Annotated in this window: 10 protein-coding genes; 4 read left to right on the top strand and 6 right to left on the bottom strand. The window is 51.5% G+C overall.

Annotated elements, in window-relative coordinates; genetic code table 11:
* Positions 1-122: 122 nt before the first annotated feature.
* The 4 genes from ACTJJJ_RS20685 to ACTJJJ_RS20670 are packed head-to-tail and all read left to right on the top strand — an operon-like array spanning position 123 to position 7520.
* Complete coding sequence (locus tag ACTJJJ_RS20685) at positions 123-3677, top strand: SusC/RagA family TonB-linked outer membrane protein (RefSeq protein ID WP_440702880.1); 3555 nt, start codon at positions 123-125, stop codon at positions 3675-3677.
* A 10-nt stretch (positions 3678-3687) separates the two neighbouring features.
* Positions 3688-5604, top strand: a complete 1917-nt coding sequence (locus ACTJJJ_RS20680) for a RagB/SusD family nutrient uptake outer membrane protein (protein WP_188937607.1) — start codon at positions 3688-3690, stop codon at positions 5602-5604.
* Positions 5605-5616: 12 nt separating this feature from the next.
* Positions 5617-6807, top strand: a complete 1191-nt coding sequence (locus tag ACTJJJ_RS20675) for a DUF5000 domain-containing lipoprotein (protein ID WP_440702879.1) — start codon at positions 5617-5619, stop codon at positions 6805-6807.
* Between the two features lie 14 nt (positions 6808-6821).
* Entirely contained in the window at positions 6822-7520 is a 699-nt protein-coding gene (locus tag ACTJJJ_RS20670) for a DUF4998 domain-containing protein (protein WP_440702878.1), read from the top strand.
* Positions 7521-7605: 85 nt separating this feature from the next.
* Here the strand turns inward: ACTJJJ_RS20670 and ACTJJJ_RS20665 are convergent, their stop codons facing one another.
* The 6 genes from ACTJJJ_RS20665 to ACTJJJ_RS20640 all read right to left on the bottom strand — a co-directional run bounded on the left by ACTJJJ_RS20665 (position 7606) and on the right by ACTJJJ_RS20640 (position 20790).
* Complete coding sequence (locus ACTJJJ_RS20665; RefSeq protein WP_440702877.1) at positions 7606-9873, bottom strand: pentapeptide repeat-containing protein; 2268 nt, start codon at positions 9871-9873, stop codon at positions 7606-7608.
* A gap of 35 nt (positions 9874-9908) precedes the next feature.
* Positions 9909-13445, bottom strand: coding sequence for a hypothetical protein (locus ACTJJJ_RS20660; RefSeq protein WP_440702876.1), 3537 nt, complete (start codon positions 13443-13445; stop codon positions 9909-9911).
* Between the two features lie 61 nt (positions 13446-13506).
* Positions 13507-14121, bottom strand: a complete 615-nt coding sequence (locus ACTJJJ_RS20655) for a hypothetical protein (RefSeq protein WP_440702875.1) — start codon at positions 14119-14121, stop codon at positions 13507-13509.
* A 328-nt stretch (positions 14122-14449) separates the two neighbouring features.
* Positions 14450-16045: a RagB/SusD family nutrient uptake outer membrane protein gene (locus ACTJJJ_RS20650; RefSeq protein WP_440702874.1), complete on the bottom strand. Its 1596-nt coding sequence runs from the start codon at positions 16043-16045 to the stop codon at positions 14450-14452.
* Positions 16046-16075: 30 nt separating this feature from the next.
* The gene (locus ACTJJJ_RS20645) at positions 16076-19561 is read right to left on the bottom strand and encodes a SusC/RagA family TonB-linked outer membrane protein (protein WP_440702873.1); all 3486 of its coding nucleotides are present in this window, start codon (positions 19559-19561) and stop codon (positions 16076-16078) included.
* Positions 19562-19725: 164 nt separating this feature from the next.
* On the bottom strand, positions 19726-20790 hold the full coding sequence (locus ACTJJJ_RS20640; RefSeq protein ID WP_440702872.1) for a FecR family protein: 1065 nt from the start codon (positions 20788-20790) through the stop codon (positions 19726-19728).
* Positions 20791-20888: the final 98 nt, after the last annotated feature.

The following is a 20888-nucleotide window of genomic DNA, read 5'->3' as shown; positions in this document are numbered from 1 at the left end:
TGGCCTCATTGCGAACGCCACCTAACCTAATCCAACTATGGAAAACAGATTGTCTACCTGAGGAGAAATGCGCCATTGACGACGGTTTGCCGTACCCGGCGGACCCGGATGTTTATTCAAAAATGAAAACCAAAACAGGTATGGGCGTTTTTACGAGTGAAAAAAAAGTTTTTCAATTCCTTTGCATGATGATGAAACAACTCTTCATTGCCATGTTCGCAGCCGGGCTAAGCTATGCGTCTCCAACGTATTCGCAGGAGCTGCTCAAACAACGTATATCTATAAGCGTTAAGAATGCTTCACTGAAAACCGTCCTGAAAAATATCGAACAACAGGGCGATCTTTCCTTCTCCTATCAAAAGCAGGTGATCGCCACCGAGGAGAAGATCAGCCTGGAAGCGAAGAACGAATTGCTGGAAGATCTTCTGAAACGGGTGCTTTCACCGAGAAACATCATTTACCAGGTCGTGAAGAGCAATCAGATCATCCTTTCCAGGACGCCGGATGAAGGAAAAGGGCCAACCGGGATGCTGCCTGTTAATGTGGGCGAGCCGCTCATGGAAAAGCAAATAGCCGGAAAGATTACCGATGAAAAAGGGGAAGGACTGCCCGGGGTAAGCGTCGTATTGAAAGGGACGCAAAAAGGAACGACCTCGGAGGCCGACGGCACTTACCGCCTCGCCATTCCGGACAACGATGCGGTCCTGATCTTCTCTTTCGTGGGTTACATTTCCGACGAGCGGCAGGTAGGGGCACAATCGATTATGAATGTGGTACTTAAAGTCGATAACAAGGCGCTGGAAGAAGTGGTGGTGACGGCTTACGGACAGAAACAGCGCAAGGAAGCGGTGGTGGGCGCGGTGACGACGATCCGTCCGGGCGAACTGAAAATCCCTGCGAGTAACCTCACGACAGCCATCGCGGGCCGTCTCTCCGGAGTGATCGGCTACCAGCGGAGCGGCGAACCGGGTGTCGACAATGCGACGTTTTTTATCCGCGGGATTACTACATTCGGATACAACAATTCACCGCTGATACTGGTCGACAACGTAGAACTAACCGTAACGGACCTGGCCAGGCTGCAACCCGACGATATTGAAAGCTTTTCGATCCTGAAAGACGCCAGTGCCACAGCCTTGTACGGGGCACGGGGTGCGAACGGGGTCGTGTATGTGACCACCAAGCAGGGGAAAGCGGGGAAGGCGAAGATCAACTTCCGGATCGAAAATTCGGTTTCCATGCCGACCCAGAATGTGGAACTGGCCGATCCGATCACTTACATGAAATTGTATAATGAGGCCCAGCTCACGCGCGACCCGCTCGCGGCGATCAAATATCCGCAAAACCAGATCGAAAATACCGGCAAGGGCAAGAACCCATACGTATATCCTTCGACCGACTGGCGCGATGTGCTTTTTAAAAAGTACACCCAGAACCGCCGCGCGAACCTTAGCGTATCGGGTGGGGGAGAAGTGGCCCAGTATTACGTGGCGACCTCATTCAGCAACGACAATGGTATGCTGAAAGTGGACAAGATGAATAATTTCAACAATAACGTCAAGCTCAACAGCTACTCCGTCCGCTCCAACGTCAATATCAACCTAAGCCCGCAAACACAGCTGATCGTGCGATTGTACGGGAATTTCGATGATTACAACGGCCCGATCGACGGAGGCTCGGGCATTTACCAGAAAGCGTTGAAAACCAGTCCCACATCCTATCCGGCCTACTATGCACCCGACAAAGCCAACGAGGCCACTGACCATATTCTCTTCGGGAACTTTGACCTCGGACAATACCTGAATCCTTACGCGGATATGGTGAAAGGGTATAAGCAATATTCAAGGTCCAAAATGCTGACGCAGCTGGAACTGACCCAAAAGCTCGATTTCATTACCAAAGGGTTTAGCGTGAGAGGTTTGGCAAATATCAATCGGTCGTCGTATTTCGATGTTACCAGGGCCTACAACCCCTATTTTTACAACGCCGGCTCGTACGACAAGCAAACGGACACCTACACGCTCAACTGGCTTAACCAGCAGACCAGCAATGAGTTCTTCAATGAGCCCGCCACGGAATACCTGAACTACAAACCCGGTGCGAAAAACCTGGAAAGCTTTCTTTACCTGCAAGGTACACTGGATTATTCAAGGGTTTTCCGCGAGGTACACGCACTGAATGCCACAGTGGTGACGACCTTGCAGCAGAGCCTGAAAGACAATTCGAGCGCGGGGCAAGTACAATCCCTGCAACAATCGCTACCGAGCAGGAACACGGGTGTTTCAGGGCGTTTGTCCTATTCGTTCGATAACCGGTATTTTGCGGAATTCAACTTCGGTTATAACGGCTCGGAGCGCTTTCACAGGAGCAAGCAGTTCGGCTTTTTCCCGACTATCGGCGGGGCCTGGGTGATATCGAACGAGGGTTTCTGGAAACCAATGGAACACTTCATCAACAAATTGAAAATACGCAGTTCGTACGGCCTAGTGGGTAACGATGCCATCGGAAGGCCCGATCAGCGTTTCTTTTTCCTTTCGGAGGTTGACCTGAACAATCAGAACAGGGGGGCGTCTTTCGGGTACAATTCAGGAATTACCCGTAATGGCGTGTCGATCAGCCGGTATGAAAACAAGGATATTACCTGGGAAACCTCCCATCAGACCAACCTCGGATTGGAATTCTCCATTCTTCAGAAACTGAATGTCATTGCCGAGATTTACAAACAGCGGCGTTCCAATATCCTCATGGAAAGGGCTTCTATCCCCAGCACAATGGGGCTATCGGTTATTCCGTCGGCCAATGTGGGAGAGGCGAAATCAAAAGGATTTGACCTTGCGGTGGATTTTAACCAGAATTTCAAAAACGGGGCGTGGCTTGTTGCAAGGGGAAACCTGACAATGGCCCGGACAGTGTTCTCTATTTTTGAAGAGCCGGACTATAAAGACCGTTATCTGTCAAGGATAGGGCAATCGATCAATCAGCCCAGAGGATTGATTGCCGAGCGGCTCTTTATCGATGAAAACGATGTAAAGAACTCGCCCCGCCAGAACTTCGGGGTGTATGGGGCCGGGGATATCAAATACCGGGATATTAACCGGGACGGGCAGATTACCAATGCGGATTTTGTGGCAATAGGCCACCCCGAAACACCTGAAATTACCTATGGGTTTGGCCTTTCGGCCGGGCGCGGACAATTTGATCTTTCGCTCTTTTTTCAAGGCCTGGGACGGGAATCGTTTTTTATCAATCCCGTCGCTTCCGCTCCCTTTATCAATTACAGCAGCGACAACAATGGGAACGCGCTTTTTCCGGCCAACCTCATCGGTGAAAATGCTTTGCTGAAAGCATTTGCGGACAGCCACTGGTCGGAAGAGAACCGTAACATTTATGCAATTTGGCCCAGAATGTCGACCGTAGAAAACCAAAACAATTCGCAGCGGAGCACCTGGTTCATGCGCGACGGGTCATTCATCCGCCTGAAAACGCTGGAAGCAGGATATACCGTCAAGGGGCGTTTTCTGGAAAAGCTGAAACTGACCAATTTTCGGATCTATTTCAACGGGACGAATTTGCTGACATTCAGCAAGTTCAAGCTGTGGGATCCCGAAATGGGAGGGAATGGCCTGGGTTACCCGGTCCAGAAGGTTTTCAATATCGGTTTGAATATGAATTTCTAAGCAACCTACTATGAAATTACTGTACAACAGTCTTTGCCTTGCCGCCTTGCTCGTGCTGACCACCGCGGGCTGCCGGAAATACCTTGATATTGTCCCGGATAACGTCGCGACGATCGATAATGCATTCAAAATGCGTGCAGATGCGGAAAAGTACCTCTACACCTGCTATAATAATCTTCCGCAATTCGGTAACGAAGGGGCCGATCCCGGTTTTATGACGGGCGACGAATTTGCGACCGTGTACCCGGTGCTGGGGAATATCAATGGTAACCTTTACCGGATTGCAAGAGGTGAGCAGAATATCGTTTCACCTATTGCCAACTATTGGGACAGCAAATATTTCCAGGCGCTACGCGAATGCAATATATTTCTGGAAAACGTCGACAAAGTCCGCGACCTCACCGATTTTGAGAAGAAACGATGGGTGGCAGAAGTGAAATTCCTGAAAGCCTATTACCATTATTACCTGGTACGGATGTACGGCCCGATTCCGATCATCAAAAAGAATCTTCCTATTTCGGCGTCGGTGGAGGAGGTGAAGGTAAAGCGGCAGCATGTCGATTCGGTTTTCAACTACACCGTGAGCCTGATCGACGAAGCCGCAGTGGATCTTCCGGTAATTTTACCCAATGAGTTTTCGGAACTCGGCCGGATTACCAAGCCTATTGCGCTGGCTATCAAGGCAGAGATACTCACCACGGCCGCTAGCCCGCTTTACAATGGTAACCAGAATTATGCCAATTTCAGGAACAAGGATAATGAGCCGCTGTTCAGCAACACCGCCAGCCCCGAAAAATGGCAGCGGGCCGCACAAGCCTGCCGCGAGGCGATCACCGCCTGCGAGGCAAATGGTAACAGGCTGTACGAATTTGTTCCCCGTTCGGTAACCACCAAGGTTTCGGATTCTACCCAACGGTTGATGTCGATCCGAGCGGCCGTCACCGACAAGTGGAACGTCGAGCTCATATGGGGTGCTTCCAATTCAACGGGTGGTGGCAGCCGGGGCTTTCAGTCGTTGTCACAAGCCCGGCTGAGTCCGTTTACCGGCACTATTCCCAATGAAAACATCGGTTCCATGCTCGCGCCCCCGCTCCATATCGCCGAAATGTTTTACAGCAACAACGGAGTGCCGATAGAGGAGGACAAGAGCTACAAATATGGTACCCGTTTCACCGCATTGCGAAAGGCATTGAAAAGCGAACGCTATTACATCCGGGAGGGCTATACTACGGTACAGCTCAACTTCGATCGGGAGCCCCGTTTCTACGCTGATCTCGGTTTTGACGGGGGAATCTGGTTCGGGCAGGGGAAAAACGACGACGACAACACCTGGGTACTGGAAGGAAAACTGGGTCAAACCGGTGGCAGGCAGGGGGCTTCCCTGTATTCGGTGACAGGCTACTGGCCCAAAAAACTGGCCAATTATAACAACACGATTAATGACCCGGCACAGCAATACAACGTGGAGGGCTACCCCTTCCCGATTATGCGCCTTGCGGACCTGTACCTGCTATATGCCGAAGCATTGAACGAATCGCAGGGACCATCCGCCGAAGTATATGGCTGGATAGACAAGGTCCGGGCCCGGGCCGGATTGAAAGGGGTAGTGGAGTCGTGGACGAAATTCTCTAACAAATCCTCGAAATTCAGTAGTAAGGAAGGCTTGCGCGAAATTATCCAGCGGGAGCGGCTGATCGAGCTGGTTTTCGAAGGGAAAAGGTTCTGGGACCTGCGCAGATGGAAAGTAGCGGAAAATTACCTGCAAAGGTCCGTGAATGGCTGGGATATCGCCCAACGTGAGGCGGTTAACTATTACCGGGTCAAGCCGATTTATACGAGTAGTTTCAGCCTCAAAGACTATTTCTGGCCTATTTCAGAAAACTCACTGATTGTCAACCCGAACCTTGTTCAAAACCCTGGCTGGTAAACACCGCGCTCTATGAAAAAGATATCGATATTAGTTTCAATCGTGTGGGTGCTCGCATTGCTATGCTCCTGTGCGGACACCGATGACATCCGTAAACCCCTCGGCGCGGATGCTGTGAAGCCCGGCGTGGTGACGAATACCTCGGTCGTCAACTTCGCCGGCGGGGCTACCATCACCTATTCGCTGCCGAAAGATGAAGACCTGCAATATGTAGTGGCCGAATATGCTATCAATAAAAGCACCGGTGTAGTGAGTGAGGCGAAGGCATCGCATTACACCAACAAAGTGACGGTAGAAGGGTTTTCCGCTGGCGGTGATTACGAGGTAACCCTGTATTCCGTCGATAAAAGCGACAATAAATCGGAGCCCGTCACGGTGAAAATAGCCCCGGAGGCCCCGCCCGTCCAAACTGTGTTCAACTCCCTGCAACTGGGTGTAGACTTCGGCGGGGTGAATGTCGCTTTTAGTAATGCTTCCGAGGCCAAGCTGGCGATCGTGGTGATTACAGCAGATAATAATGGCGATTATATTCCGGTGGAAACCCTGTACACGCAAATGAAAGGCGGCTCCTTTGCTGCCCGGGGATTTGATACTCTCAGCAGGAAGTTCGGGGTCTATGTGCGCGACCGCTGGAACAATTACTCCGATACGGTTTTCAAGGAGGTGAAACCATTCTTTGAAAAGAAACTGGATAAAACCCGCTTCCGGGAATATGTGCTGCCAACCGACGAAGAGAGCGGTTACGGGTGGCAGATACCCTATCTGTGGGACGAGAAGATGACGGAACCTGGCTTCCACACCATCCCGCTTTCGGACCGCGACATGCCGATCCATTTCACATTCGACCTCGGGACGGCGGCCAAGCTGAGCCGGTTCCGGTTGTGGCAACGGCAGGGCGACTGGTTTTATAAACACGGTAACCCCCGAAAATGGACGATGTGGGGCAGTGAAAAAGCACCCAACCCAGACGGAAGTTTCAATGGCTGGACTAAGCTCATGGATTGTGAGTCGATCAAGCCGTCGGGGAGCCCTTACGGCGTGAATACCGGTGACGATATTGCTTATATGTCGGCCGGGGAAGAGTTTGTGTTCCCGCTTTCGGCACCCAAAGTGCGCTATATCCGGATGCAGATCCACCAGAACTGGTCCGATACCAAGTTTGTCCATTTTACCGAACTCACCTTCTGGGGAGATACCAAATAATTTAAAACTGAGCTATGATGGCTATCAAACATAAAATTACAGGATTGCTGGTGCTTCTTTTTGCGTCGGTATCCTGTACGGATTGGGACGATTTCAAAAAATACCAGGCAGGCGGGGAGATTGTTTACCCCGGGCGTGGCGATACTGTGCTGGTGGCATCGGGTAGAAACAGAACGCAGCTACTGTGGGTCCTCAGCGCCGATCCGCGCGTGACCGGTTATAAGCTTTACTGGAACAATAGAGCCGATTCCCTGGAAGCCGCCGTTCCCTCGGACCTTATCGGCGATACGGTCAGGATCATGATCAATCCGTTGCAGGAAGGATCGTACAATTTTGAAATGTATTCACTGGATGCCAAGGGTAACCGGTCGGTGCCGCTGCGGTTCAATGGCAGGACATTCGGAGCAAATTATGAAAACGGCTTGCTCAACCGTACCATTAGTACCGCCTCCTACGATTCGACCCGGAAGGTATTGCAGGTGAGCTGGAATACGCCCGACACCGTGAACATCCATACCGAGCTGAAATACATAGCAACCGATTCGAAATCCAAATCGGTACTCGTGGGTCCCGACGTCCAGGAAAGTAAAATAACCGATTGGAAACCCGGTACGATCCTGAACTATCGGTCTTCTTTCAAACCGGACCGCAAAGCCATCGATGTCTTTACGGTCACGCGCTACGACACCATGTCGGTGCGGAAGCCGGAATAATAGGGAACAAGCAACGGATGATCGGGTAGTAACGAAAAAGGGGGACGCTGATACGCATCCCCCCATTGGCTATCCCTCCAAAAAACTACTCTTCGATTTTTTTCTGAAATCCCTTGTAACTCCAGGAATTTGGCCTTGGGCTTGGACTTTTGGGCGTCCATTTTTGTGCATTGCAGGGGCCGCTTTCCCCACTCGGGCAAACTGTCCTTGGGGAGGTGGTAGCACTAGGAATGCCAGTCGGATCAAAAGTTAGGCGCTGGACGCCGGTCTTGCTCTTGATGGTTGCCTCGAAAGTGCCTTCTGCCGCGGCAATGGCTGCGTTGGTGAGGTTTACTTCCGTCAGATTAGCGCCTTCGAACTGGGCACCTTGCAGGCACGTATTGGCCAGGGAAGTCTGTTTACCATTAAAAGTACCCAGTACCGTATTCATAAACTTGGCATTGACCAGGCAGGCATCCGCAAAATTGCAACCCTGGAACGCCTTATCCTTGATATTGGAAAAATCCATATTGGCCAGATAGGCGTGATTAAAGGATACATTTACCGCAGTTGCGCCCGTCAGGTTTGCCTTCGACCCCCAAAGTTCGGCGCCCGAAAATTCGGCATTGGTAATATCGGCATTCTGCATTTCGGCCTGCCACATGTAGGAGTTGGTAAAGATTGTTCCGATCAATATGCCGTTATTCATTTTGGCCCCGGTCAGGATGCTGTTGGGCAATTGCGTCCCTTTCAGCTGTGCGTGATCCAGATTGGCGCCGGTCAGATCGGCCCCGTTCAGGTTCACTTCGTCCAGGATCACATAAGCTGCATTCAAATCTTTCGGAAGCTGTTCTTTGTTGAGCAAATTAGCCTTTGTAAGGTCAAGAAAGCTCCAATTTGCGCCCAGAAACGATAGGGGGACAGTAGCCCGCTGTAAACGCGTACGGTTATCTACCGTGCGGCCAAACAAGGGTGGTTCGGTAAACCTGGCACCTGTTAAATCAGCATTGTTCAACACCGTCGAGGCCAGCGTCGTTCTTGTAAAAATGGCATTATTGAGTTTGGCATCGGTTAGGATTGTACCTGTGAGATTGGCTCCAGTAAAATCGGCCCCTGTCAGATCAGCCCCTGTCAGATTTGCCCCGGAAAGGTCGGCATTAATAAAAACAGCCTCTGCGAAGTTAACCCCGGGCAGCTGCGTGCCTACCAGTTTTACGCCGGTGGCCTGAAGTTTTCCAGCGCCTATCGTTCCGGTGAACCTGGTTTCGCTTAAATCCAGGTACTGCCAGTCTTTTCCAATCATTGAATACGGAATGGTCGCTTTTCGGAAGATCGTACCTGTTGCTGCCGTGCGGCCCAGTTTCTCGGTCCCATCCATGACAATGCCATTAAAATCTACCTCCGAAAAATCGGTTTTGGCCAAATCTGCGCCTTTAATGCTGACGTTTCTAAAATAGGTCCTTTTAAAACTCGTATTGACCAGAATAGCTTTGTCGAAGTTACAATCCTCCAATGGGCGCTTGTCAAACCGTGCATCGGTTAAATCGGCCCTCGTAAATGAAACCTTCTTCATGAGGGCCTCCATTGGGTACGAATCATGTTCCCAGGAAAAATTACAACCCGTTAGCACGCCCAGGTCGAATTTGGTATTTACCAGTGAAGCTTTTGAAAAGTTGGCCCGTGGCAGGTTACTGCCCCTCAGGTTCATGTCGTAGAACTTGATATTCAAAAAATCCGCGTCGGCATGCTCGTCACCGGAAAGGATTTCTTCTTTGTTGGGGATGTTCAGGGTATAATCGAATGGACCGAGTTTGGTCATCGTGATGTCCAGCTTACGCTCATCGCCGTTGAATTTCCACAAAGCGGATTGGTGCTCTCCCGGTCCGTTCGAGCTGGCTACCGCGCGTTCGCCGTTGCGGCCCCGTAACCCAATATCGACCCTGTTGCCATTCATATCGACATTAAAAGACAGCCCTGACCTGCTGCGGCCAGGAAACATGCCCCACAAATGCCGGGTGGTTTTTCTGCGCATACCGTCCACCTCTTCCCAGATTTGCTCTGCCAATGCGCCGGTATAGTCATTGTATCCCGACATGGGCATGGCCATTAGCTGAACATTAAAATCGCTCGATCCCGGACTCTGGTAAAGTACGGTAATGAACGAGGGAACATCAGGGCCAAGGTACTGCCAGTTGATGAATCCAAGATGCCTGCCTGCCGGAGACATGCGTGTTTCCCTTATGTACTTATCGTCGCGGTGCCGGCTCGACGGGTCTCCGGCCTTCACACACATGAAAAATGCCGCCACGAACTGGCCGGGATTCTCCATGTCATTTGATTCACTGCTTTCGTTGGGTTCGTTCAGATTGTTCATCTTGAATGGTTGGTTTTTGTGAGGGAATACTGGTGTTAAAACTGGGCTTCCGGTGCCGGCGGGACCCAAAGACTTATGGAGGGTTCGGTGCGCCGGCCTTTGCCGAAAATCCATTCATAATTGAGCGTATACAAGCTACGGTCGAGGCCCAGTGCCAGTTTTGCTGCGGCTACGCCACTTGTGGTAACCAGTTGCTGGCCATCGGGGGTATAAATGGTTAAAACATAGTCATTGGGCTGGCCGCCGCCGTTTTCCTCGGTAAGCACATACAAATAGCCCTTGCCCTCGACCGACAGATCGAGGTATTCCACACCGGGTTTGGCGGGAAGATTAAGGAAACATGATTTGGTCCCGTTGTTGGTGAAATAGGTTGCCACAGGGTTGCAGTTGATGTCGAATGCCTGGATGCGGTTATTGTTCTTTTCCAATACCAGCAGCACGCCGTCTATTCCGACGGCAATAGCCACGGGCCCGTCGATCAATCCGTCGCGTTTACCTAATCCGGAAGCCATACTCGCGAAAATAGCCTGATCATCGGTCGTAGATTTGGCCGGTAGTTTTAGTTTGTAGATCTTCGAATTGTTCGCACTGATTCCAAATACATAGCCTTGTGGGTGAACGACATAGCGAAGCAATGTGGCAGAGAACCTGCCCCAGCTTTCCTTATCCCGGGGATTGAATTCAGGAGGGATAGGCTGGCGCTTCCCGGTATCGAAGGCCAGTTTCACCTTTCGCAAATGGTAATTGTCATCCCTACCACGGGTGATGATAAAATTATGTCCCGTACCATCGTCTTTGGTGGCAATATCGTAGGCAACGCCCGGGTCATAGTCAAACCCCACCCTGGTAGCCGCATACCCGGCCTCGGGATGTTGAAGGATCGAGATATTCTGGGTAATGTACAGCGAATCGTTAACCGGCGGCCCGTCGGGGTTGGTGTCACGGGCGATATTCAGTCCGGTTGCCTGCCAGCTGTAACCTAATGAGGTCGGGCGCTGGGCCAGGGAAATGCTGCTTAAACTACGCAGTTCGTGATTCAGGTCCGGCGCTGCCGTTTTTCTGGTGGTAGTTGGAGCAGGACTTTCCTTCCAGACGTGTACATCATTTTCAATGGCAATTTTTACCTTATGGCTGTAAATGGATTTTTTAGTTAACGGCACGATATTGTTCACTACTTCGACGTTCCGGATGCGAAGTGTGGTGCCATCGTTGCCCTCGGCGGCATACCAGGCCGATTCTCCCTGTCCTGCCTGCCATCCGTTCCGGGCGTAGAAGAATACATATACCTTCACATTCCCTCCTGATGGCGCGTCGTTGAAGCGTACATTGATTGGATCGCTCAATACAGTGCCGCTGAGGGCGCCATTGTAAACCAGTGTCGTCGCACTCTTATCGTACACGAGTTGTACTTTATAGCTTACGGCCAGGTGCGGGAAGTATTTAAAAGTAGTGTCGGGAACGAGTGTTATCTCCACGTCCATGGAAGCCACAATATCGCATTGATATACAAAAGGGGCCTGCGTGACAGCCGCGATGGTCTGGCCCAGCTGGGCAAGCGACACACATGCGCTCATTACCTGAAATGCAGTACCCACGATAGGGAGCATTTTAGTTGCGGTGGCCGAAGCGACAACCGAAGTGATGACTGTTTTGAGGCCCGTTTTCAGCAGCAGCGGGCCGGCCGCATTAGCCAACCGGAGCAACGGTTTGCTCGAATCGCCCGTGCGGAGGGTATCCAGGCCGGTGAGCGTGAGGCCTAATGCGATTACACCAAAAAGTACTCGTTTGTCTTTCATCAAATCGGTTACCCATTTGGAATTGGTGATGGCCGCGCCGGCGGTAAGCATAAAAATGGGCAGGGCCAATTCAAGCGCCACGGTCATGGTCAGCCCCGGCATACAAACACCCGAGTCGAATTCGCCGGTCCCGAGGCCTCCTAAAAGCAACCTCACCGTATGGGCATCTTTGTGAACGGGAAAACGCATCGTAGCGGATTCGTCGGATACCGGAATGCCAAATGCCGTGCTGATCGGTCCGAGCATCTCGAGGTATTTCTTGGTCGAATCCTTTTGAAAACCCGGGCGTAAAAATCCGGGAAGCTGCTCGGGCCACGACGAATCTACCGCGATCGGATTTCCGGCCATGTCGATAAACTGTACATAGGCGCCCAAATGCCGGAGCCAGTGGTTGGTACAATCTACTGTAATGTAATTTCGCCAGGACGACCCCTCGGTATTGACCCATTCGAGTTGCTTCACTACCCTTTTCGTGTCTCCGTCCAGCACAGCGAATTCGGCGCTGGCATTCGGGTCGAGTTTGGTGCACTTTAAGGTATAATCTAATCCCGATTTGGAAGAGTTGAGCGTAAAATTTGCCTTGACGTTCCCCGTCCCCAAACCCTGGTCTATCGAGCCGATATAGGGACCACCGTTACCCATCTGTTTGAGCTTGATGGGGACAAATGCCAGTGCCGGTATATCGGGTGTATTGATTTTAAGATAAACCTTTTCGGCGAGCAACAGTGCCACCATTTCTGTATTGAGCGGGTCCCTTTTTTCATGTTTCGGATCGTCGGACCACAAACCCATGCCCTCATAACTTCCTTTTTCCGGGTTGCTGGGTTCAATCCGCACATTAGGAGAAACGGTAAGCCCGTTGCCCGGCGTTTTGTTCGAAAGTATCCATTTGCTCAGGTTGGCCTTCAATTGCTGGCCGGGTGCGACAGCCAGCGCGGATTTGGCATCGGCGCCAATCCCGTATTGGACATTCCATTGCTGGCCCCGGAGTTCGTTATCCTGCTGTACGCGTGTTAAAGCATACTTCAATGCACCTTCAATCTCCGCTATCACCCGTGGGTGCATTTGCGGGGTATAGAGGAAAGTGCCCGGGCTGTCGGGGTCCTGCATGTGCGTTTTGGAGCCGTCGGCATTTTCTTCGTAAACGGGTACTTCCGTCGACCAGTTTGTGCCCAGTTCTTCGAGGATGTTGGGAAGTCCGTTGTCCCGCCCGATGGCCCTTGTAATGGCACGTTCGATAATATACGAAGGGATCTTGCCGTGTTCCGATTCATTGAGGTTAATGAGCGAGGGATGCTGGAACAGCAATGCTACGGCAGTGTCGAAATGGTCAACGTATTGGCCCAATCCAGTAGCGCTCGTCAACGAAGGCAATGCTTGCAACAGGCCCGACGATTTGGCGGCAATCATCGCCAGTTTGGGATGAGGCAGCTGGTCTTCCGGTTCGGGATTTTGGCTGATCATTTTCAGGGCCCGTGCCACACCCTCTGCCGGCAAAGCTATTTGCATGCCTATGATATGCTGTATAGTTTGCCCGTTAATTACCATGGGAACCGAAATCTGTATCAGCGACGGCCGCGATGGGGGGGTATCGACACCCGTTACAAAATGCGTTAACCGCCCGGCATGCAGGTGCTGAAAAAGCGGATTGTTTTGTGCTGCATGCTGCCGGGTAAGCGAGGTATGCGCCTGCAACGGATAATCCTGGAAATTGGCATGGAGCATCAACCCTTCCTGGGCTTCCAGGTGGGAGAGATTAAAGTGAAGTGTTCTCAAAGGAATAGATCTTTAGATAGAGGAATTTAAAGGTATGGTCATTTTTAAGAATCGGTCATTCTTAATCCAGGCCCTGTGTGATCGTCCAGGCGTTGTTCGCATTAAGCGTAGCATTCATCGAAAAAATACCATGCGGAAAATCAATCTTTACCGGATTATCGATCTGGTCGGGATCCAATACCTGTCCTTGCGTGAGATTTCCGAACGTCACCCAGAATTCGAAACGGGGCGTAAATTGAAAAGTCATATTGGGCTGTGCCTGCACGGCGAACTGCGGTACACCAGACATACCATAGCCTATGCTGGCGTTACGGATGGCCGTGCTGGCATCGGACATGATGCGTAATGACCCTTGCTGATAAGAATCCTGCTGATCGATGAATTGGTAATCACGGTCCCTCTTCGTGAGTGTTATTTGGTTTCCCCGGGTCAGATCGGTGGGCGCATTTGCTCCGGGATTAAAAACTACCCCAGGCAATAATTCGCCGGTTTTAGCCCAGAAAAAATAGAGATCGGTATTCCATGATATGGCTAACCGCGTTCCCGGCTGCGCAAATTCTACACGCCATGCCAAAGGAAAAACGTCGGGGTTTGGACTGTTGTGAATTTGCTGGAATACGCAAAAATCACCCGACGAATTCGAATTGTTAGTGAAATTGATTGTGAAGGTTGCCATAACTGATAGGTTTTAGATTTACGAAATTGATTTATGATTAAAAAAATAAGAATGCACATAGTAGTCGCTTCAAAGCAAGCGCGTTGCTCTGCCGGACTGTTGTAAAAAAATGTGTTATCTGTTACCTAGAAGTTGTGACCCAATGTTTATAAAGCGATTCGCTTGTCAATCTACTTCTATTACTTATTGATAGTAATTTGACGAAAAAATTTCATCGGGTTAGCGCGGGGAATGCATTGGGGAAAGGGGCAAAATGACGAAACGGGCTGGCCCAGGTTTCAAACCCTGGGAACAGCCCGTTTTCAATTCAATTCAAAGCGTCCGCTGATTAATTCCAGGCGTTCGCTACGTCTTTGGCAACATTCGGATTGTAATTCTTTTCCACGTCGGGGATCGGGAGCAAGACGTTTTTATCCTGGAAAGGTTGCTTCCCGTCTCCTGGCTCGGCTGCACGCTGCGCGTTGATCGTCTGTTTCGCAATCCCCCAACGGATCAGGTCGAAATACCGGCTTTGTTCGCCGCAAAGTTCTACCTGACGCTCGCGCATGAGGATTTTAAGCGCGTCGGCCTGTGCGCCCAGCGTGGTGTAGGCAACCGCGCCTGAGCGTTTCCGTACCTGGTTGATCAATGCCAATGGGTCGGCGCCGGTTTTGCCCTGCTGGATTTGCGCTTCGGCAAGCATCAGCAGCACGTCGGCATAGCGGATTACCTGCCCGTTGATCGAGCTTTGCGGTCCTCCGTATGAGGCGACTTCAGTGTAATACTGATATTTTTTCCAGACATAATATCCCTGAGGATCATCGGCTTTGAATGGGAAGTCGATCGGGCCGCCTGCGCATTTCTGGCAATACTGGGTGTCGCCGCCGCTTTCCTTGCTGCCATAAAAAGTAAACTTCGCGCGCGGGTCTACGTAATTGGCGCTGGTGGCAGGATTGGGATATTGAAACGATTTGACGGTAGTAGTCGGCACGTAAACATTAAACCAGTCTTTAAAACCATATTCCTGCGCACGGTCGGAATGGGTTGCTTTGCCGCCCCATGTTTCCTGCCCGCCGAAAACGTAGTACTGGTTACCAATCCCCCAGTCGGTCCATTTGGCATTCATGATCTGGAAAATGTTTTCAGGACTGCTCTGGTTTGTCGAGCTGAACAGGTTCTCGTACGACGGGTCGAGCGCATAGGTGAAAGGCGCTGTCGTCAGTTGAGCGAGCGTTGTTTCTGCCTGGGCCCACTTTTTCTGGTACAAATAGGATTTTCCGAGCAATGCCACTGCTGCGCCTCTGGTTGCCCTGCCGAGTCCGGTTGCGGCGTCGTAGGATACAGGCAGGTCGGCTGCCGCCAGTTTTAGGTCGCTTTCGATCGTCGCCCAGATCGCTTCCGCCGAAGCACGCGAAGGATAATTATTCGCCACGGTGCTGTCGTAAGCAGTAATCAGCGGCGCTTTCCCCCATAGGTTTACAATGTTGAAATAGGCATACGACCGCAAAAAACGTGCTTCGGCAATGTACTGCTTCGCGGCCTGCTGATCGGCCGCTGCTGTGGGATTCCAGACGCCCGCCCGGTCGATAACAACATTGGACCGCAGGATAAGCCGGTACAGGCTGTTCCAAAGCTGGGCGATTTGTGTTTGACTGGTACCGAACGAATAGTCGGCCAGCTGCGCCATGTCGCCTTGCAGGTTGGTCGTTTTCTTTGCTTCGTAGCCGAGCAAGTCGAAAATGAAATAGTACTCGCGTGCCCAGAGCCCGTTGTGGAGCAAAGTAGCATAAGTAGCGACCACCGCCTGGTTAAGCCCGTCGGCGGAAGTAAAATAAGTGTCGAAATCGTACGCACTCTGGCTTTTTAGTTCCAGTTTGGATTCGTCACAGCCTGCGATCTGAACGGCGGCCGTCAATCCCAGGAAGAAATATATGATCTTTTTCATGTTCACTTCAAGTAAGTTTTCTTCTAACCATTAAAACCCAAGCTGCAAGCCGCAAAGCAAAGTTCTCGGCTGCGGCAACTGCTGGCGGTCGTCGATACCGCGAGAGAAGATGTAGCTGCCGCCGTTCTGGGTGCTTACCTCAGGATCGTAACCTTTGTATTTGGTGACGGTCAGAAGGTTTTGTGCCGCCACATACACCCGGATGCTTTTGAAGACCTTGCCGCCGTTGATGCCGCTGATCAGGCTCTGGGGCAGGGTATAGCCCAAAGTGACGTTACGAAGGCGCAGATAGGAGCCGTTTTCAAGCCACCAGTCGGAAGGGCGGAGGTTACCATCACCCGTTGCGCTCTGCCCTGCGCGCGGGAGCTCGGCCACATCGCCGGGTTGGCGCCATCTTTTCAGGATCTCGGTAGAAGCATTGTGCCCCGTCGATTCATTATCGGTCACGAACTTGAATGCATTCAGAATCTTCAAACCGGAAACACCCGAGATGACCACATTCAGATCGAAGCCTTTGTAGCTCGCACCAGCGTTGAAACCGTACACAATCTTAGGGATAGGATTACCCAGGATTTTCTGGTCGGTGGAAGTAACCTTGCCATCGCCGTCGAGGTCTTTAAAAATAAAATCTCCGGGTAAAAGGCCAGCCTGGTATTTGGTAGTGGCATCGCCTGCCTGCTCTGCTGCTTTTGCATTCAATGCATCGATTTCCGCCTGGTCTTTGGCCACATGCGCTACCTCATAACCAAAGAACGACCCGATGGCCGAACCGGCAGCCGTGTAGGTGAACGTAGGAAGGTTACTGAATGCGCCTGCCTGAATAGGAGCGGCAAATTCGCTTCCAAGGGAATTGACGATGTTTTTGTTGTAGGCAAGATTGGCACTTACATTATATTGGAAACCTCCCCGTGCCTGGTCGCGGTAGCCTACCGAGAACTCCACCCCTTTGTTTTGCGCGCTGGCCGCATTGGCATACTTGCTCGGTTGCCCGCCGCTGCCCGATGCTCCCGTGCTTCCGGAAACCGGCACACTCACCAGCAAGCCGGAGCTTTTGCGGTTATACCAGTCAACGGTAACGCTCACGCGGTTGCTGAGGAACCCGAGGTCGAGGCCAATGTCGGTCTGGTCGGTCGACTCCCAGCGGATGTTCGGGTTGGATAACGTGTTGATGGTCGTGCCTGGATTAAATCCTTCATTGGTGCCCAGTGAATAGACCAGGTTACCATTAGGGCTACCGCTGTAAGTAAGTACCGACGTCACGCCTGTGGTCGGGATCGTGTTGTTACCCGTTCTGCCAAGTCCGAGCCGCAACTTGCCATCGCTGAGGAAGTTCAGGTTGTTCTTGATAAACTCTTCGTCGATAAAGCGCCATGCAACGCCCAATCCGTAGAAATTTCCAAACCGGTTGTTGGCACCGAAGTTCGAAGCGCCGTCGCGGCGGAAACTTCCCGTAAGGATGTATTTGTCGTCGAAAGTATAGCCCAAACGTGCGAAATAGGAGATAACCGATGAGCGCGCATAGCCATAATTGGAACCGGTGACCGCCTGTGATTGCGCTACGCTGATATTCTGAATGGCATCATTCGGGATTTTCGTACCGGTCGCATTGAGGCCCGACGAATTTCCCGGGTCGAGATAGCTGTTACCGAGCGTTGCAGAAACACTGTGTTTGCCAAATACCTTATTATAGGAAAAGTAGTTTTCAAGCGTGTAAAACGAGTAGTTGTTGAACCCCAGGGTAGCCTGTTGTGGGTTGGTCAGGTTGTTACCCCCCGTGTAGCCATACTGGTAGCTCCGGGTCTTGCCGCCGCCGATCTCTGCCGAAAGCTGCGTCCTGAACCGCAATCCGCCGATGATATCCACTTCGGCAAATACCTGCGGGAAGAACACGAAGCCGGTATTGACAGGGTGGTTCAGGTTAATAGCCGCAAGCGGGTTGTTACCGTTGCTGAAATCGTCGACATTGGTGGTATTGGAGTAGCCGCCCGGAACCGTAGCGTCAAAAATGGGCTTGTAGGGTGCATAATACACCGCGTCGGAAATGCTCGCTAGCTGTCCGTCGTCCTTGGTATAGCGGATATTCAGGCTTTGTCCCAAATGAAAGCGCCCCAAAGTTTCGTCCAGCGCAAACCGCGCATTCAGTCTGCTGTTGGTGAAATTCTTGACAATAGCTTGTTGTTTGATATAACCCAACGAGAAATTGTAAGCTACTTTTTCGCCTCCGCCGCTGATGTTCAGGTCATTTTGCGAAACGAGCCCGGACCTGAATATTTCTTTCTGCCAATCGGTACGGTCAGTGGTTACATCCGGCGTATTGAATTTCGCGGGCAAGGCGGAATTGGTCGTTGCCGCAAAATCTTTCAGCAGGTCGATATACTGCGACGCATTGAGCAAATCCAGCGTTTTCCATGCCTTGGCGACGCCCCATTGGGTATTGAAATTGATGCGCGGCGCGCCCGATTTTCCTTTTTTGGTAGTGATGATCACGACGCCGTTGGCCGCTGCCGAACCGTAAATCGCCGTGGATGAAGCGTCTTTGAGGATCGTGATGTTTTCGATATCTTGGGTCGCCAGCGTGTTGAACATCGTTTTGCTGCCCTGGATACCGTCGATTACGTAAAGCGGATCGACGCCGGTAAAAGAGCCGGTACCGCGGATGAGGATCTGGGCGTCGGAACCCGGCGTGCCGTTCGATTGCAATACCTGCACACCGGCCGATTTCCCGATCAACAACTGCGAAGGATTAGTGGCGGTGGTAGCGCCGGCGTCTTTCGAGGATACAATATCCACCGAGCCGACTACGTCCTGCTTCCGCGAACTACCGTACCCGATCACCACCACTTCGTTGAGTGATTTGAAGTCGGGAGCCATCGATACATTAATTACCGCCCGGTCACCCGCAGCGATTTCCTGCGTTTTGTAGCCTACAAAGCTGAATACCAGCACGGCTTCCACATTACTCACTTCGAGCTCGAAATTGCCGGAGGCGTCCGTCAATGTACCCAGCTGGGTGCCTTTCAGACGCACGCTCACGCCCGGGAGGCCTTCGCCGCTCTCGTCGCTTACCTTGCCTTTCAGTAACTGCGCGAGCATATCCCTCATCTGAATGGGAACTTGCCCCGCGCTTTTGATTTGCAGTTCCTTGTTGGCTTTCAGTAGGATGCGTCCCGATGGTGTAACCTGGTAGGAAATTTGCAGCGGTGCGAGCAGTGTTTGTAATGCCGCCGACAGTTTCTGATTGACGACATGGAGCGCAACCGGACGCTCGGCGCGGATTGCCTTATTGCTGTACACAAATTTTACATTCGCTTTCTGCTCCAACTGGTCGAGCACATTCGCCAGTTCCACCCTATCGGCGTGGAGCGTCACGTTCCGTTCCAATACCTCCTGCGCCTTGCTGACGTGCGCCGCGTAGGTGAGGCTGGAAAAGACGATTGAAAAGATAAGCTGGGCCAAAGAAATTCTCATGAGCAAGCAAAGCGATGCCCGGTTTTTTCGGTATCGGTTTTTTTTCATAGTTTAGAAAGGTTTTTTATAACTAATGAATGTCCCGCTGCCGCATCTTGGCGGATTTCCGGCAGTAGGAAAGTACTGACCGGCAGGATAGCTTTCTGCCGGTTTCTTTTTTGGGCTTTTTGGACGGGTTTATCGCATAGTGTTCTATTTAGGTTAAACAAAAATTACTTGCAGCCCGTGGCCGAAACCAGGATGCGCGTTCCCTGAACCTGGTAAGAGCCGTCGTTGGACTGGCAAATCAGGTCGAGCTGGTCGAAAAGCGACATATTCGTAAGATCGCCGGTAAACGTACATTCATTCACCGCCTCCCCCGATACCACAATATCTACCCCGTAAGCATCTTCCATGCGTTGAAAAATGTCGGGCAATGCAATGTTCTTGTAAATCGCTGCCGTTAGTTCGGCGGGCGCGGTGAGTAACACAGGCTGGTCGACGAGGCTGGTCATCAGGTGTCCGCTTTCTTCAAAATAGGTCACACGTTGGTTTGGGGTCAGGATCACGCCCTTATTGAACTGGTGCTTGTTTTGGGACGTTGGTTCTTCTGCTCCGATGCTTTCATTTTCGAATACAGAAACTTTTCCGCAAACGACTTCAACCTGCATCTGATGCTCTTCACCGCCTTCTTTCACCCAGAAACTGGTCCCGAGGACACGCGTTACGAGCTTTCCGCTATACACAAAAAAGGGTCGGCGGCTGTCTTTGGTTATGTTAAAAAACGCGTCGCCTTTAAGCTGGACCTCCCGTTTACCGGCCGAAAACTGGCGCGGATAGGTAAGCCCGGCACCGGGAGCAAGGGTCACTTCGCTGCTATCGCTCAGTTTGATGCGCATAGGCTGGGTGGTTTTGTTAGCCCTGGAAACCAGGCTTTCACGACTGGCTTCCAGTAGCAATGCAACGTTCGCGGACCTGGCAGAAGAGGACTTGCCCGAATAAAAATAAAACAGCGACAGCGACACAATGAGTACCGCAGCCACCGACGAAAACAGGCGTACTGCTGTGCCGGATAAGCGCGGTAAAAATCTAATCGGCTTTTTTGGCGCGTTCCTGTCGTGCTGAATGGCCGTCCACATCCGGGCTTTCAGCACAGATTTTTCAGTGTCCGAAAGCTCGGTTTGCGGTACATCGCTTTGTACCTGTTCATACCATTGATGGATGCGGTCCTTTTCCGCGGGAGTGCATTTTCCTGCCCGGTATTTCAAAAGCAGGTTTTCAATTTCGTCGTAATTCACAGGTTCAGGGGGTTGGCTGGCTCAGACTACCTTTTGTCTGATTCAACCTCTAAACCGTATTAGTCGGGTATTGTCCCTGAATGTTTTTAAAATAACTT

Source organism: Dyadobacter sp. 22481 (assembly GCF_052044875.1).
GTDB classification, from domain to species: Bacteria; Bacteroidota; Bacteroidia; order Cytophagales; family Spirosomataceae; genus Dyadobacter; species Dyadobacter endophyticus.
Note: the sequence above shows the minus strand (reverse complement) of the source record. Positions and strands in the feature narration are given on the sequence as shown.